The organism is Mesorhizobium sp. WSM3879 (genome assembly GCF_002294915.1).
Lineage (GTDB): Bacteria > Pseudomonadota > Alphaproteobacteria > Rhizobiales > Rhizobiaceae > Mesorhizobium.
In genome coordinates, this window is the sequence record NZ_NSFZ01000006.1 from 67,413 (window position 1) to 81,764 (window position 14,352).

Consider the following 14,352-nt stretch of genomic DNA (forward strand, 5'->3'; position numbering starts at 1 on the left):
TGAGGGGGATACTTTGGTGGGTGATCATGGATGGGTTCTCCTTGTTCTGTGAGGCGTGTCCGGGACCGCGCACATTCCGTGCCAAACGAGAAAGCTCGTTTCGGCAATGAGTAATCGGACTCTGCTATGTTGCGGATCCCACATTGTCGGGAATCGGACAGCGCCAGGAAGTGCGTGCCACTTAAGTTTCTATCTTGCCCGTCGCTGGGGCATGGCGCTGCTCGCCGGCCGCACGAGCAAAAATTGACGACAGAAAGACCGCCGGCCGCGCGGCTAGCGCTCAGCCGTTGCTGCGATCAAATCAGGACCGCGGACAACCTCCTTCGCGAGTGGCGGCCGGGGCCCGGAGATTAGGTCTTTCTCTCGCCACCACCAGTCTGGAAACCTCAGGATTGTTTCATTGTATCTTCGAGGTCAGCCTGGCACCTCAGGGCTTGAAGACATGCAATCAGGATATGACAAAGCACTCGTGGCCAACACCGGTTGGCAGCATGCAAAATGGGTCGAGGAGGCCGGTGTCTGCTTGCCAATCTCGCCGGCTCAGATCGTGCTCTCTATCGGCGGCGCTGGACCGGGTGAGCACAACAGCCTCGTGGCCGACGCTTTGGCCGCGGCCGGCTGGGCACGCCGGAGTTGAGGCAGCCGCCCCGCCAGCATTAGCTGCCAGCCAACGGCAGATCGGCCCTGGCCGGATGCGCTTGACCCGGGCAACCACCTGCCGCGGCTGTTGTGGCCAGCGGAGAGGCAGGAGGGCCCCGAGTACGGCTAATCGCGGAACAACTGGTCGAGCCTTCCACGCAGAATCAGTGAAGCCGGGGTGAAGGCCGCACTCTCTAGGCCATGGACGGGCGGAAGGTGACCGGCAGCCTCTGCGGGCAGCGAATGACGTAAGACGGCATGTAGACAACGTCCTCCGCGGCGATGGTCAGCGCCAGATCCTTCAGCCGCCCAAACAGCGCGGGGAAGGCGCAGCCCAATTCCAGGCGCGCCAGCGCAGCGCCCAGGCACGAATGCGGCCCCTGGCCGAACGACAGGTGCGGGTTGTGCCGCCGGGTGACATCGAACCTGTCGGCGCCCGGACCGAAGGCCCTTTCGTCCCGGTTCGCCGCATGTAACGCCATCAGCACGGCGTCGCCGCGCCGCACCATGCATCCGTCGATCTCCACGTCCTGGGTGGCATAGCGGAACGGCAGATTGGCCGCTGAGCTGCCCCAGCGCAGAATCTCCTCGATCGCCTGTGACCACGGAACTTGGCCGCTGCGCACCAGGTGTAGTTGCTGCGGATGCGTCAGCAATGCCAGCATGCCATTGCCGATGACGCCGGTGACAGTCACGAAGCCTGCAGAGAGCACCATGAACAGCATGTCGATGAGCTCGGTGTCGGAAACGAGCTCGCCATTGTCGCGTGCGACGATCAGCGCCGAAGCCAAATCGTCGCCGAGCTGGCGCCGCTTGAGCGAGATCAGACAACGGAAGAACTCCGGGATGCGCTGCCGCGTCTGTCGCACCTCTTCGGCTGTGGCGGAGGTGTTGGCCAGGCTGTAGGTGAGCGCGACGATCTCTTCACGCTGTTCGTCCGGCAAACCGAACAGTTCGGCGATCACGTTGGTGGGCAACGGAGCGGCGAACTCGCACATCAGATCGGCACTGCCGCCGCGCTGCGCCATCTCGGCCAGGAGTTGATCGACGCGTTGTTCGATCCGTGGCGCGAGCAAGGCAATACGACTGGGCGTGAAGCTGCTGGACAGCAGGCCGCGCAAGCGCCGGTGATCGGCGCCGTGCGCGGTGGCCATGTTGTCCACTTTGCACATCCCGATCAGCGGATGATCCTCGGGAATCTCGCCGTCCTGCAGCGCCCGCCACTGTCGCCAGTCCTTGTTGAAACGCTGGTCGGAAAGCATCCGCCTGAGCGTCTGATGACGGCCTGCCGCCCACGTCACCACATCGCCAGGCAGCGACACCCGCGCCACCCCCCTCTGCCGCAGAATTGCAGAAGACAGACCATCAAGTTGCGTGGGAGCGGCCGGCACACCGATCACGTGCCGATGATCGTTTTCTACGCGCATGCCAACAACTCCCTTAAGACCCATCGCGGTGCCACTTCTCGGCGCGGATGATCCGGGCGCGGACTTGGAAAATGCCTCTTCAGGTGCTTCGTCCTTAGAAGCGGTAGGTGAGACCTGCGCCTACCAGCCATGGATCGAGCCTAGCCTTGCCTGTGAGCTTAGCGCCGGCGACAGTGACGTCGAAGTCGGGCTTAAGGAAAAGCTTCTTCACGTCGAAGTTCACGCCCCAGTGCTGGTCCACCATGTAGTCGAATCCGACCTGCAGCGCGGCGCCGAATGTGTTCTTGACCTTGAGATCATCGGCGCTGCCGGCTTGCTGATGATGGAAGATCGTATAGTTCACGCCGGTGCCGACATAGGGCTTGAAGGCGCCGAAATCGGTAAAATGATACTGCAATGTGAGCGTTGGCGGCAGCAGCCAAACCTTGCCGATCTTGCCCAACCCGCCGATCGAACCTTGGCCATAGATGTTGGCATAGGTGGTGCCGAGTATGAGTTCGGCGGCGATGTTGTCGGCGAAGAAATACGATATATCGAGTTCCCGCGTCACGCTGTTCGAATAGGAAAGACCGGAGCCGGGCACCGCGTTGACGTAGCCCGAATCCTCGGTGATCACCCCCAACGCGCGCATGCGGATCTGCCAAGGGCTTGGCGCTTCCGCGACCGGGGATCCTACCTTCGCAAGGCTCGCGACTTGATGAATATCTGCCGCGCCGGCCTGTCCCGCAACGATGAGGACGACAGCCGCTGTTACTGCCCGCGCCACGCCAATTCGGGCTCTCGCCATACTCTTCTCTCCTTGATATTCAGAAGCGACGCACTGCGCCCTGATTGAATCCTGACCGCATCAATCAGATTGACGGAGCGGTCATGCGGGACAGCCCCCGCATATGTCGTGCCAAATGAGAAAATGATTGCGAAACAAATGCGATCGCTCTGAGAGCGCTGTGTCTCATGTCCGACTTCGTCGAAGATCAAACAACGAATGCAGACGAAGCCACCCGGGTAGGCAAATGCAATCCAGATTCGGCCCGGTTCTGAGACGGGAACGGGCTGTACGTTTCAAACCCTCGAAGATTTCACGCGGCATCAGCCTATATTCACGATGCGGTCGCAGACCGGGCACCGTGGCCACCGCGGGGAGTGGCTTGCCCGCGTACCTGCCCTGACTGGCAATTCGCCGCATGACGGCGGCTCTGCACTTCGGGCGGAGAACCTGTCCCACCTTGGTGTAGATGCGCTGTTTCGATTGCAGCGTCGCTGACGAGACCGCCGTGGCACTGAAGAAGCGATCGCGGACAAGAGCTGGCAGCACCCATGTCCGGAGTCGAAAGACTCATCGGTGGGACGGACAGACCCAGATATTTCCATCGGCCGCTCGTTTTTTAAGCCGATCTTCGTATGCCAGGGTTTCGTGTGGTTGCCTGACAGCTGTTTTGATCCGTCGGACCACATCGCGCACCTGGTCTGCTCCGGCGGCGAGGCGCTTCTCCCCAAGCGAGGAACACCCGCTGTGCATGGAAGGCAGCGATGTTTTGCGGACATTTGCCGGATCCGCCGTTTTCATAGGGCACGGCAGGGTAGGTCCTTGCGGTTTGTCCTGATCGACCCGACCGTTTGGCCGCTGATGGGCCGCTAGCTGCAGCGCGTTCAGGCCTTCCGACAAGCAAAATATCTGCTACCGACATCGCCACCGGCCTGTCAGAGCTTTGAAGCACCTCAATCCCACAGGGCGCGCCAGCTGAGCGGGGCGAGCAAGAGGCCAAAGGCGATCACTGAGCCAACGGAAGGCGGGATTTGAACGCCTATGTTCTTCAGCCGGCGGCATCCATCGCCGGCGAGAGTGCACACTTTGCGCCAAGATCTTCGCTGCGTCTTGTGGAGGTCTGTGCATCGTGAAACCAGGCTCGTGCGCTGCAGCTGCATCGGCGCAATTTTCCGAAGCAGCGCATTCCCACGCGCGAAGTCATCCATCCGAGGAGAAGCTGGCGGACTGACGGAACGTCGCAGAACCGCCTCGCCGAGACGGAGAATACCTCTCTACAGTTCGTCCGCCTCAAAAAGAGCCCGACGATCGACTGAGCGCCTGGAATGAGGGGAAATCAGGCTACCCTGTAGCCGACGGGGGAAATGCGTTGGTGCTTCTTCTTGTAAATGCAGTAAGTGAGCAAATCATAAGTATTTGAGAAGCTGTGCAACCAGAATATGTGAGGTTCGCCGTTCGCATCATAAAAGATGCTTTCGCCTTCGCCTACCGGACCCCGCTTGCGGTTCGTTGCGTGATCGCAGATCGCGGAATAGGCGACTTCGGTCGTGATGCCCGGAAAGTGCTCAGCTAGCGCTTTCGATCTCGGGAAATAGGCCACATTGTCGTTCCCCGCCTTCTCGCAGATATCCCTGTGATAGGGATGCCGGCTGACAACGCCGAAGGCAGGAAATTCAGGATTGCGTTCGCAAACCATTTGCCAAAGCGTTGTAGTAAGGGTGTTCCCGTAGCGCTTGCGAAGCTGCTCAATGCTCTTCCATTCAAACGAGCAGTCCAGCGCTTCGGGACGAAATCTTCCTCCGAGGAACAAGAGATGGCGCCCACCGTAATTGGCTTCCGCCTCCATTGCCTGATGGAATGTCGGGTTCAGAGTGGACTCATTGTCCCCCAGAAGCAGGGAGCGATGCCAAGGAAGAAGGTCATGGGTAATCTCATGTGCGATGAGGAAGCGTCGCTTCAGCTCGGCTACGTCATCATCGATGAAGATTCGCTTGTCGCCTTCCTTCAGCATCAGGATACCACGAAGGCCATATTGCTGGACCACATCGACCATGCGCTTGGCCGTGCTGGTGATCTCGTTGCCAGCGAGTCGCGCCCGGTGGGCGATCTCATCCAGTAAGCTCAGGTTCGCTTTGCTATAATAGGTAAGGTCAAGCTTTTGCAGCGCGCGCACCTGCTCGAGCCGTAATGGGGGCTCTGGATTGCCGAGATCACGGAGCAGACGTGATATGTGCTCATGGATATCTCGGCGCTCAAAGTCCCCAATTATCGGCTCAATCGCGGACATGATCATCCATTCTTCTTATCGATTGAGGCCAGTACCTTGACGAAATCGTTGAGGTCGCGCCTTTCAGCCTGGCTTAGCTTCGATAGGTCGTCCGAACTCGCGGCAAAACGATGCGCCGCTTCGGTGAGATTGTCGTTCTGCGCAGACGATGCCGCGGTCAGCTGTTCTACAGCACGTGCTGAAACCCCAATGAACTCGGCTAGCTGATGAACGGTACGCGGGCCTGGAACATAGCAGGGATCCTTCTCCACCTTCTCCAATTCCGCCGCATCAACACGAATTTTGGCAGCCAACTGCGCAATGCTCAATCCGTCCTTGCGTCGAAGCTGATGCACCAACTTAAAAAGCACAACAGATTTCTGTTCGGAGGCAGCCGAAGGCTGCCCCGCAGTTGCTTGATGACGAGACTTCTCCTGCATAAGACGTCCAAGCGGAGCTGCATCGCGCAGCGGGAGTCCCGCGTCGCAATCGACATCTGGATCATGTTCGATATGGCTGCGCAGCCAATCGGCAGTGAAATGTAATTTCATGGTCGACTCCTCTTGCTAGTGTTGCACGGATAGGAAAGTCGCAGCATCCCTGCTGGAAAGCTCGAAGTATCTCAGACCTTTATGCACTCCTTCGCTATCCGCTCCAAGATCCGTCATTCCGATCGCATCTCGGTAGAAAACTTCTGCGCCAGGAAGTGAATGCAGACCGATACGGCCACCAAACTCTTCTTCCAGGCTCAAGCTGACGGCCGTACCAACGAGCACACGCCCCGCACCCTTGTAAATCGGCTCAGCAACCAGCTTTGGTCGATTCCATGGAGCCGTCGCCAGAAACTCCACGTAGATCAGCGGCACTCGCTGATGCTCGGGGTGGCGACTGAAGCAGTCTTGGCCCCCTTTGCGCGTCATCATGATGGCCTGTGTGCTGCCACCACATTCGAGCACGAAGAAATCGAACAGGAATGGATCGTCCAGCGCAACCAGCGCCTTCTTGCCCCATTCCCAATGGGCATCTTCTGCATTGACCTCCGCTAAAGTCTGAAGAGAGGCCTTGGCTTCCCTCCGACGCAACTCAAAAAGCGGCCGCCAGCGTCCCTCGATATGCGCGAGATTGGTGCTGTCCAGGCCATGATACAGATCTGCATCTTCGAACCGGCCTGTTGCGCGATTTAAGAGAAAGACGCGATCGATCAGCTCTTTCATAGAACCATCAGCTCTACTTTTTCTGACTTATCTGCGCTTTCGACAAACACCTTTTCGCCACGCGCCAGTCGATCGTCGACTGATTTGTAGAGCCGCAGCGCTTGGCGAACGAGCGCGGTTTTGGACAGCCCTTTTTCTTCACACATGGTTTCAAGGACGCTCATTTCCGCGTCCGACAAGTTAAGCGTCATCGTGCGCTTCATGGGCGCCTCCCTAACCGGCATTGTTTATGTAGCTATAAAGTCCATAATTGTCAACCAAAAAATGATGACAAAATAGCTACCAAGTAGCTAGACATTGGCTAAAAATTGCATATATGTTTTGTGCAGAATGAGAGACAAGGAGGCTTCGATGCCTGGCGTGACGAACTTTACATACAAGCTGGACGGCCGTGTGGTGGCTTCCAATGACGCCATCATTTCTGGTCGCGAGGTCCGCGCCCTCGGTGGGCTTGATCCGGCCAGCGACTATGTTCTCATCCAGATAGTGGACAGGACAACGCGTTCGATCGGCCTTGAGGAAGCGATCGACCTGCGGGAGATGCCCCACTCTGAGTTCCTTTCATTCGAAGGCGACAGGACCTTTTCTTTCACCGTCAACGAGCGTGGCTGGGAGTGGGGATCGGCGACAATCTCCGCGGCTGACATCTACCGCTACGCCAGCATCGATGAGGATCTCGAACTGATTCTGGACAGCGCCGGCGATACGGTCATTCCCGCTGACGGCGCGGTGACTCTTGGTGGACAGGGCGTCGAGCGCATCCGCAGCCACGAGGCGAAAACGGTGGTTATCAAGGTCAACGGTCGATCGCGCACGGTACCAAGGAGAAAGCACAGCTATCGCGAGATTGCACTGCTGGCCTACCCCGACGCCAACTTTGAGAAGTTCAAGTACACGATCACGTACCTGAAAGGTGTCCACGGCGCGGAAGGTGATCTGGTGGAGGGCGAGAAAATCGAAGTCAAGAACGGGATGGTCTTCAATGTCCGCCGATCTGATAAGTCGTGATCCGCATCTCAAGCGGCTGCTGGACGAGGGGTTTGAGCTCGAGATGCGCGAGCTCGTCCTTCTCGTTCACAGCGTCCCCTACGTGAAGCGCGACAGGTCGCTTGGCCGCGGCACGCTTGTCTGCACGCTCTCGCTGGATACCCAAGGCCTGACCTCGACTCCACAGACAGACCACACCATGTGGTTCACCGGAGAGACGCCCTGCCATCGCGATGGCACGCCGATGACCAATATCATCCACAACAGCAACGAGGCGACTGTCGGATCCGACATCAAGGTCCATCACTATTTCTCATCGAAGCCAGAAGGTACTGGCCAGTATGCCAACATTTACGACAAGGTTGTCACCTACGAATCTCACCTCGCCGCCGCTGCGCGGTCGCACGACAGGACCGCGAACGCGCGCACAGGCGTCACGTTAGCCAGTGCGGAGGACGATAGCCCGTTCGCAATCCCCGATTCTGCGTCAGCCCGCTACGGAATCGTCCTCGCCAATCGCAAGCTCAGAGGCCGCATCGCGATCATCGGCCTCGGCGGCACAGGTGCCTATCTGCTCGATCTCGCCGCCAAGACCCGCGTTGCCGAAATCCACATCTACGATGACGACCAACTTCTCAACCACAATCTTTTCCGCTCGCCTGGTGCTCCCGAACAGGCGCTGGCGAAGAATTTTCCCCGCAAGGTAGATTATTACGCAGCGCTTTACGCGCGTATGCACAAGGGCGTGAGGCCGCACGCCACCAGGGTCAAGGCTGACAACATTGACGAATTTGCAGGTTATGACTTCGTCTTCGTCTGTGTTGACAAGGGATCGTCGCGGCGCGTGATTGCCGAAGGGCTGGTTCGCCTGGGCATTCCATTCGTCGACACCGGCATTGGTCTTGGGCTCGATGACAACACGCTCGACGGTTGCGCACGGGCGACTTTCATTGCCCCCGGCACGCCGTGGGCGGAGGTGGCGACCCATCTGTCGTTCGGTGACGACGATGACGAGGCCGATGTGTACGGAACCGAGATCCAGACCGCCGAGCTCAATTCGTTGAACGCCATCATGGCGATCATGCGCTGGAAGCGCTGGCTGACCTTCTATCGTGATGAGCGCAACGAAAGAAACGCGACATACATGATTGAGGGCAACAACATCACGAACCGGGGGGCATGATGGCTCGGGTGGATTGTCTTACAACGGTCTTTGTCGAAGATATTCCCGAACAGCTGGAAGACGGGGTTCTTTACGTGTCGCGCCAATGCCACGTTGCCCTCCACAATTGCGCCTGTGGCTGTGGCGAGGAGGTTTCGACACCGCTCGTTCCAACTGAATATGACCTTGTCATGGAGGACGAGGGCGCCTCGATCTGGCCGTCGATCGGCAATCACGACTTCCCTTGTGGCTCGCACTACATCATCAAACGTGGCCGAATCCATTGGGCCGGCAAGATGTCTCGCGAGCAGATCGAAGCCGGCCGCGCCTATGACCGCCTTCTCAAACGCGGCGCCGAGCCAAAGGGGCTCAGGGCCATCTTCGCATGGTTCAAGCGCCTGTGGATCAAGTTGATCGGCTAACCAGCGTGAGGCCGAGGGCATAGCGTGTGCGGCCACAGATCAGGTTGGCGACGCCTTGCAACAAGGGCGTTATATATTTGACAGACCCAAACGGATACCGCGATTAGGAATCTAAGGAGTTATCGCTATGTCCATTCTATCCCACCCCTACTTCCACGACGAAGCCGCCGCATTGAGCATGTCGAAGGCATGTTGTGGCCGCAGGGTCCGGTTTGCCACCACTGCGGCTCTATGGCAAAGCACTACTCCCTTGAAGGGTGGCCGTACGAAGCCGTCCAAGAAGCATCCGCATGGCTGAGCGATTCACTTTTCGTTCACTATATGAGCGCAAGCTAACGTAAGGTCATGCTGGTACCGCGTACATGCCTGAAGCCCTAGCGCCGATCACCCTCCGCGCTGGGGCTTTTCTGTGTCTCAAGAAGGTGTGAATGTTGGAGGCGCTTGAGGGACTGTTCAAGGGCAAGTCGTGATTGCTCGACCTTCAATCTAGCATCTTCCACTCCGGCGCGGGAGCGGCCAATCAAGCGGCGCGCGCTATCGACAAGCCGCTGTTCTGTTCCCCATGGATGCATCTCTTGGATCACCGGGCAACCCGTTCAAGCTCTGTCGATAGCTGGTCAGGATCAATCAAACCTCGCCCGAAAAGCGCCAGGACTTTAAGCGCTATGCGCTCGCGCTCATCCTTCCCTGCAGCCAGGTGCTTGGTACAATAGTCGTTCTGGCCTTTCGTAAGAATTGCGAGTTGGGAATCCGCCACACCGTATGCCGACATACTCGTCTCTCCAGACGGACGACGGGAAGAAGATACACCCAGAAAAAGTCAGAAACGAGTCAATTTGAAAGCGTGGATCTGTCAAATATACAATCGCCGCAACAAGCGGCTGTTCGGCAGGTTTGAGGGTGACACCGCGGCGTCGAGAGGAGATGGCCCGCGCCGTCGTTGAACGCAGCTTCTCTAAAGCTCAAGCGGCAAGAACCTACGGTGTGACGCCGAAGGTGGTCGCGCGCTAGGTCGAGCGATACGCGGCTGAGGGCTGCGCCAGCATGTGCGACCGCTCATCGACGCCGAAAGCGGTCGACCAGATTTGGCCCTGCGCCGTCAACGGCTGGCGGGCAAGGACATCGCCAAGCGTACAGGTGTTTCGCCAACGACTGTGAGCAGGGCGCCCAAGCGTCGCCGGCCTGTCACGGCTTAGGGATATGGAACCGGCCGAGCCCGTTCGCCGCGATGAGCGCGACATGCCAGTCGAGATGATCCACATCGACATCAAGAAGCTCGGTCGCTTCGATCGTCTCGGCCACCGCATTACCGGCGATCGAAAGGGACAATCCAACAGCCGCGGCATCGGATGGGAGTTTGTCCATTCTGCACCGATGACGCTTCGCGTGTGGCCTCCTCGCAAATCTCGCCCGACGAGAAGGAGGAAAGCGCGCCATTGCCTTCCTCAAGGTTTGCTTTCGCCTTCTATTCCGGTCTCGGGATGCCGTCGAGCGAGGTGCAAGGTCTTTGCCTTTGCCAAGGCTTTCCGCAAGCTCGGGCTCAAGCACATCCGCATAAAGCCTTATAGGCCGACCACTTGATACAAACCGCGGGCCTATGCCGTCGCCTATCGGACCTCAGACTTCCACGCAGCCGAGTTTCCAGCCTGGCCTCACCGATAAAACTCATCGACCGCATGGCAGCCTCAAGCCACAACCTGTTGAAGCTCCACATCGAGCCGACCTTAATACATTGGCTAAAACCGCAGGGTTCTACGGCGCTGATCCAGAAGGCTTCCCTATCCATGCCATGGATGCATGCCATCCAAACAACCAAGTTTACCGATACGTCATGATGCTGCATAGCGAAGTACCGGCGGGCACCGACCGATCACTCCCTGCCTTGATCGTTAGATGAGCGCGCCAAGAGATTTCAATAGAAGGAGAGCTATGGTTGCCCCTGACTTCCAGTGGAGGCCCTAACTTCCGTTCTGAGCTCCTGTCTGGGTCGTTCTGCAAATTTGATCGGCCGTTACCATGCTGAAGAGAATTACATCTGGATAGACCGATGGCGCTTTCAATAGAAGCACTAGCCCACTGCAATATACCACCTTACCTGTCCACCAGCAAAGCGAAGTCATGAAGTTCGGGTCAAGCGGCGTTCGAGGTTTGGATTCGGAATTGCTCGGCAAGGCCAGCGGGCTTTATACCGAAGCTTTCGCCTGGCGTTTGAGTTCGAGCCAGGTTCAGCCGAATAGTTCGGTCTTCGTAGGCCGCGACCTGCGTGACAGCAGCCAAGCGATAGTCAACAATTGCATGGCGGCGTTGGCCGCAAATGGTTTCCAGCCGATCGATTGCGGCGCCATACCGACGCCTGCCCTGGCACTGTATGCACGCAGACACGGCGCGGCTGCTCTTATGGTCACTGGGTCGCACATTCCAGCCGATCGCAACGGCATCAAATTCTACGGCCCGAATGGTGAGATCAGCAAGGCGGATGAGGCCGCGATTACGCGCTTTGTGGCCGAAAGATCAAATGCATATTGCTTGCCACCCGCTCCTCTGGGAACGACGTGGCCTATCCGCCACGAACAAGCGATGGCCTCTTATCGAGAGCGCGCCAATGACACGCTGGAGCCGGGCTCCCTTTCCGGCCTGAGACTTGGAGTCTACCGGCACAGTTCGGTAGCAGCAATGCTTTTGGTGGAAATTCTTCAATCGCTCGGCGCCGGCGTGGTCGCCGTCGGGAAAACCGAAACTTTCGTGCCTGTCGATACCGAAGCCGTGGATGCAGCCACGATTGCAAAATTGAAAGAATGGGTCCGCGAATTCAATCTCGATGCCATCGTGTCGACCGATGCAGACGCTGATCGGCCACTCATTGCCGATGAAAATGGCGATCTGTTTCGCGGCGATCTGGTTGGGCTCGCCACGGCTCTCTTCCTGAAGGCGGATACCGTCGTGACGCCTGTGACCTCCAATTCCGGCATTTCGAAAGCTTTCGGCTTCGACGTCCTGAGGACAAAGGTCGGGTCCCCCTTTGTCATCGAAGCCATGGAGGCGTCACATCGTGCCGGCAGCATCGTTGTCGGCTTCGAGGCCAATGGTGGCGTTCTCCTGGGGTCGGATTACACGGCGAACGGGAAGACTTTGACCGCCCTGCCGACGCGGGACTCGCTTCTCCCCATCCTGGCTGTTCTCGGTACCATGGCATCGACAAAGAAGAAGCTGTCGCAACTGCGCGAGCTCTGGAAGCTTCCGGTATGCGCGAGCGACCGGCTGCAGGATTTCTCCGCCGAAAGTTCAAGCAGATTGATGGATCGCCTCGCAAACCTAGACGCACTCCATCAATTTCTCGCCCCGTTCGGGACCGTAGCCGAAGTCGACAAAACCGACGGCTTCAGGGTGCGTATGCGCACAGGCGAGATCATACACCTGCGGCCCTCCGGCAATGCACCGGAACTGCGCTGCTATTCGGAAGCTTCGAGCGAGAGCAGAGCCACGACGATCGTCGCCTCGGTGCTGAAAAGAGCGCAGGCATTCGCGTCGCAGACGTTAGAGGGCATTTGATGAAAGTGGTTCCTGTCATCATCAGCGGCGGAGCCGGCTCGCGGTTATGGCCCGCCTCCAGGCAATCGCACCCCAAGCCTTTCCTCAAGATGGCGGACGGGTATTCGCTCATTCAGCACAGCGTCTTGCGCGCCGCTTCCATAGTGGGGGCGGCCGAGCTCGTCACCGTGACCTCCAAGGACCATCTCTTCCTCACGAAAGACCATTTTGACGAGCTGGATTCCGTCGTGCTCCCGCGCACCTTCCTGCTCGAGCCGGAGGGCCGGGACACGGCCGCCGCTATCGCCGCGGCGACCATCCACGCCAAGGCGACACAGGGGCCGGATGCAATCCTGTGCATTTTTCCCGCGGACCAGATGATCGGCGACCTGGCGGCCTTTGGAAGCGCCATCAGTCGGGCGATCGAGCATGCGGGGCAGGGGCGCATTGCAACCTTGGGCATCAATCCAGACAGGCCGGACACGGCATTCGGCTACATCGAGGCCGATGGCGAAAAAGTCGTCCGTTTCGTCGAGAAGCCGGACGTCGAGACCGCCAAATCCTATGTCGCCTCCAAACGTTTCTTCTGGAACGCCGGCATCTTCTGCTTCAAAGCGCAAGTCATGCTCGATGAGATGGCCCTGCATTGCAAGGAGGTGGTCGACGCCGTTCTGGGCAGCTACGAGAACGCCGCAATCATTGACGGCGGGCGCTTCGCCAGCATCGAGCTCTCGGCCAAGCATCTCGCCGTGGCTCCGCGCATCCCGCTCGACCGGGCGGTGATGGAAAAGGCGCACAATCTCGCCGTTGTCCCTTGCGAGATGGGGTGGAACGACATCGGTTCCTGGAACGCAATGGCCGAACTGATCCCTCCCGACGAGAGCGGCAACAGGATCCGCGGCGATGTCCATCTAGTGGACACCGTCGACACCTACATAAGCTCGGACAAACGAGTCATAGGGACGGTGGGCGTCAGCGACCTGGTGATTGTCGATTCCCCCGATGCGCTGCTCGTTGCATCCCGCGATCGCGTCCAGGACGTCAAGAAACTGTTCGAGGGGCTCAAGGCTGCGGGACACGAAGCGCACTTGCTTCACGGTACCGTGCACCGGCCCTGGGGCACCTACACGGTTCTGGAGGAAAGCGAGCGCTTCAAGATCAAGCGTATCGAGGTTAACCCGGGCGGGCGCTTGAGCCTGCAGATGCACCATCACCGCTCCGAGCACTGGGTCGTGGTCAGCGGCACTGCGAAAATAGTCAACGGCGACCAGGAGCTACTCCTGACCACCAATCAGTCCACCTATATCCCGTGCGGCCACAAACACCGGCTCGAGAACCCCGGCAATATCGTCCTGGTTATGATTGAGGTCCAAAGCGGCGAATATCTGGGCGAAGATGACATTGTGCGGTTTGAGGACGTATACGGTCGCACCTGACGGTCCGACGTCTACAGGTCGTGATCAGAAGGTAACTTCGTTGAGGTTTCCCTTTCCTCGTTAAGCTAATGGCGTGCCGAGCTTAAGCGAGAAGATTGCGTTGATTACTGGCATCAACGGTGAAGATGCTCCCATCTGGCCGAAATGCTGGTTAAAAGAGCTATTCGGTCCATTACCTAAGCCGTCGCACGTCCCCGTTCAATAAGGACAATTTGGAACTCAGTTCCTTCGGCGCATGGCACCTCTATGCCCTTCATGCGTGTGCCTCGCGAAGATAGCCGACGTCCGATCGACCAGACAATGCATTGGAGTCGGTCGTGGGCCGGTCGATGCGCAGTATATCTGCGAAATCCGAATCGGAGATTTTGGAGTCCCAAGTTTACGGCGAGGACAAAAAAGTCACCGCACATATTGGCGTTCAACGCGATGCCACCGCGATTTGGCGAGTTGGTGCACTCGGCGGGCGCCACCCCAGCTTCCCCAGAAACAGAGTTGCCATTCAGGG

Annotated in this window: 13 protein-coding genes and 1 pseudogene; 7 read left to right on the forward strand and 7 right to left on the reverse strand. The window is 58.4% G+C overall.

Features of this window, described 5'->3' with window-relative positions; translation table 11 throughout:
- Window positions 1-833 precede the first annotated feature (833 nt).
- The 6 genes from CK218_RS15435 to CK218_RS15460 all read right to left on the reverse strand — a co-directional run bounded on the left by CK218_RS15435 (window position 834) and on the right by CK218_RS15460 (window position 6,515).
- On the reverse strand, window positions 834-2,066 hold the full coding sequence (locus tag CK218_RS15435) for a cytochrome P450 (protein ID WP_095776620.1): 1,233 nt from the start codon (window positions 2,064-2,066) through the stop codon (window positions 834-836).
- A 94-nt stretch (window positions 2,067-2,160) separates the two neighbouring features.
- Window positions 2,161-2,853 carry an OmpW family protein gene (locus tag CK218_RS15440; RefSeq protein ID WP_095776619.1) on the reverse strand — a complete coding sequence of 231 codons (693 nt, stop codon included), beginning with the start codon at window positions 2,851-2,853 and terminating at the stop codon, window positions 2,161-2,163.
- A 1,315-nt stretch (window positions 2,854-4,168) separates the two neighbouring features.
- Window positions 4,169-5,125 (reverse strand): ImmA/IrrE family metallo-endopeptidase, encoded by a 957-nt coding sequence (locus CK218_RS15445; RefSeq protein WP_095776618.1) that lies wholly within the window; start codon window positions 5,123-5,125, stop codon window positions 4,169-4,171.
- A complete protein-coding gene (locus CK218_RS15450) occupies window positions 5,122-5,649 on the reverse strand; it encodes a helix-turn-helix transcriptional regulator (RefSeq protein WP_095776617.1) in 528 nt (175 codons plus the stop codon). The genes CK218_RS15445 and CK218_RS15450 overlap by 4 nt, the downstream gene beginning before the upstream one ends.
- A 15-nt stretch (window positions 5,650-5,664) precedes the next feature.
- The gene (locus CK218_RS15455) at window positions 5,665-6,312 is read right to left on the reverse strand and encodes a hypothetical protein (protein WP_095776616.1); all 648 of its coding nucleotides are present in this window, start codon (window positions 6,310-6,312) and stop codon (window positions 5,665-5,667) included.
- On the reverse strand, window positions 6,309-6,515 hold the full coding sequence (locus tag CK218_RS15460; protein WP_010913797.1) for a ribbon-helix-helix protein, CopG family: 207 nt from the start codon (window positions 6,513-6,515) through the stop codon (window positions 6,309-6,311). The genes CK218_RS15455 and CK218_RS15460 overlap by 4 nt, the downstream gene beginning before the upstream one ends.
- Window positions 6,516-6,663: 148 nt before the next feature.
- Here CK218_RS15460 and CK218_RS15465 point away from each other — a divergent pair, with 148 nt between their 5' ends.
- From CK218_RS15465 to CK218_RS31105, 4 genes are all read left to right on the forward strand, one after another.
- Entirely contained in the window at window positions 6,664-7,320 is a 657-nt protein-coding gene (locus CK218_RS15465) for a multiubiquitin domain-containing protein (RefSeq protein ID WP_245435051.1), read from the forward strand.
- Complete coding sequence (locus CK218_RS15470) at window positions 7,295-8,482, forward strand: ThiF family adenylyltransferase (RefSeq protein ID WP_095828257.1); 1,188 nt, start codon at window positions 7,295-7,297, stop codon at window positions 8,480-8,482. Before CK218_RS15465 ends, CK218_RS15470 begins: the two co-directional genes overlap by 26 nt.
- Window positions 8,482-8,883: a DUF6527 family protein gene (locus CK218_RS15475; protein ID WP_245435052.1), complete on the forward strand. Its 402-nt coding sequence runs from the start codon at window positions 8,482-8,484 to the stop codon at window positions 8,881-8,883. Before CK218_RS15470 ends, CK218_RS15475 begins: the two co-directional genes overlap by 1 nt.
- A 189-nt stretch (window positions 8,884-9,072) precedes the next feature.
- The gene (locus tag CK218_RS31105; RefSeq protein ID WP_245418789.1) at window positions 9,073-9,219 is read left to right on the forward strand and encodes a transposase; all 147 of its coding nucleotides are present in this window, start codon (window positions 9,073-9,075) and stop codon (window positions 9,217-9,219) included.
- A gap of 244 nt (window positions 9,220-9,463) precedes the next feature.
- On the opposite strand, the gene CK218_RS30935 is transcribed toward CK218_RS31105, so the two are convergent.
- Entirely contained in the window at window positions 9,464-9,655 is a 192-nt protein-coding gene (locus tag CK218_RS30935) for a hypothetical protein (protein WP_095776612.1), read from the reverse strand.
- A gap of 152 nt (window positions 9,656-9,807) precedes the next feature.
- Between CK218_RS30935 and CK218_RS31110 the strand changes: the two are divergent.
- The 3 genes and pseudogenes from CK218_RS31110 to CK218_RS15500 all read left to right on the forward strand — a co-directional run.
- Window positions 9,808-10,542 (forward strand): annotated as a pseudogene (locus CK218_RS31110) (leucine zipper domain-containing protein); the annotation flags it as partial.
- A gap of 459 nt (window positions 10,543-11,001) precedes the next feature.
- Entirely contained in the window at window positions 11,002-12,432 is a 1,431-nt protein-coding gene (locus CK218_RS15495) for a phosphomannomutase (protein WP_095828259.1), read from the forward strand.
- The gene (locus CK218_RS15500; RefSeq protein WP_095776609.1) at window positions 12,432-13,847 is read left to right on the forward strand and encodes a mannose-1-phosphate guanylyltransferase/mannose-6-phosphate isomerase; all 1,416 of its coding nucleotides are present in this window, start codon (window positions 12,432-12,434) and stop codon (window positions 13,845-13,847) included. Before CK218_RS15495 ends, CK218_RS15500 begins: the two co-directional genes overlap by 1 nt.
- Window positions 13,848-14,352: the final 505 nt, after the last annotated feature.

What these genes read in the sequence shown, in the direction of transcription:
- CK218_RS15435 (WP_095776620.1), bottom strand. Translation starts at nt 2,066, where the DNA reads ATGCGCGTAGAAAACGATCATCGGCACGTGATCGGTGTGCCGGCCGCT.
- CK218_RS15440 (WP_095776619.1), bottom strand. Translation starts at nt 2,853, where the DNA reads ATGGCGAGAGCCCGAATTGGCGTGGCGCGGGCAGTAACAGCGGCTGTC.
- CK218_RS15445 (WP_095776618.1), bottom strand. Translation starts at nt 5,125, where the DNA reads ATGATCATGTCCGCGATTGAGCCGATAATTGGGGACTTTGAGCGCCGA.
- CK218_RS15450 (WP_095776617.1), bottom strand. Translation starts at nt 5,649, where the DNA reads ATGAAATTACATTTCACTGCCGATTGGCTGCGCAGCCATATCGAACAT.
- CK218_RS15455 (WP_095776616.1), bottom strand. Translation starts at nt 6,312, where the DNA reads ATGAAAGAGCTGATCGATCGCGTCTTTCTCTTAAATCGCGCAACAGGC.
- CK218_RS15460 (WP_010913797.1), bottom strand. Translation starts at nt 6,515, where the DNA reads ATGAAGCGCACGATGACGCTTAACTTGTCGGACGCGGAAATGAGCGTC.
- CK218_RS15465 (WP_245435051.1), top strand. Translation starts at nt 6,664, where the DNA reads ATGCCTGGCGTGACGAACTTTACATACAAGCTGGACGGCCGTGTGGTG.
- CK218_RS15470 (WP_095828257.1), top strand. Translation starts at nt 7,295, where the DNA reads ATGTCCGCCGATCTGATAAGTCGTGATCCGCATCTCAAGCGGCTGCTG.
- CK218_RS15475 (WP_245435052.1), top strand. Translation starts at nt 8,482, where the DNA reads ATGGCTCGGGTGGATTGTCTTACAACGGTCTTTGTCGAAGATATTCCC.
- CK218_RS31105 (WP_245418789.1), top strand. Translation starts at nt 9,073, where the DNA reads ATGTTGTGGCCGCAGGGTCCGGTTTGCCACCACTGCGGCTCTATGGCA.
- CK218_RS30935 (WP_095776612.1), bottom strand. Translation starts at nt 9,655, where the DNA reads ATGTCGGCATACGGTGTGGCGGATTCCCAACTCGCAATTCTTACGAAA.
- CK218_RS15495 (WP_095828259.1), top strand. Translation starts at nt 11,002, where the DNA reads ATGAAGTTCGGGTCAAGCGGCGTTCGAGGTTTGGATTCGGAATTGCTC.
- CK218_RS15500 (WP_095776609.1), top strand. Translation starts at nt 12,432, where the DNA reads ATGAAAGTGGTTCCTGTCATCATCAGCGGCGGAGCCGGCTCGCGGTTA.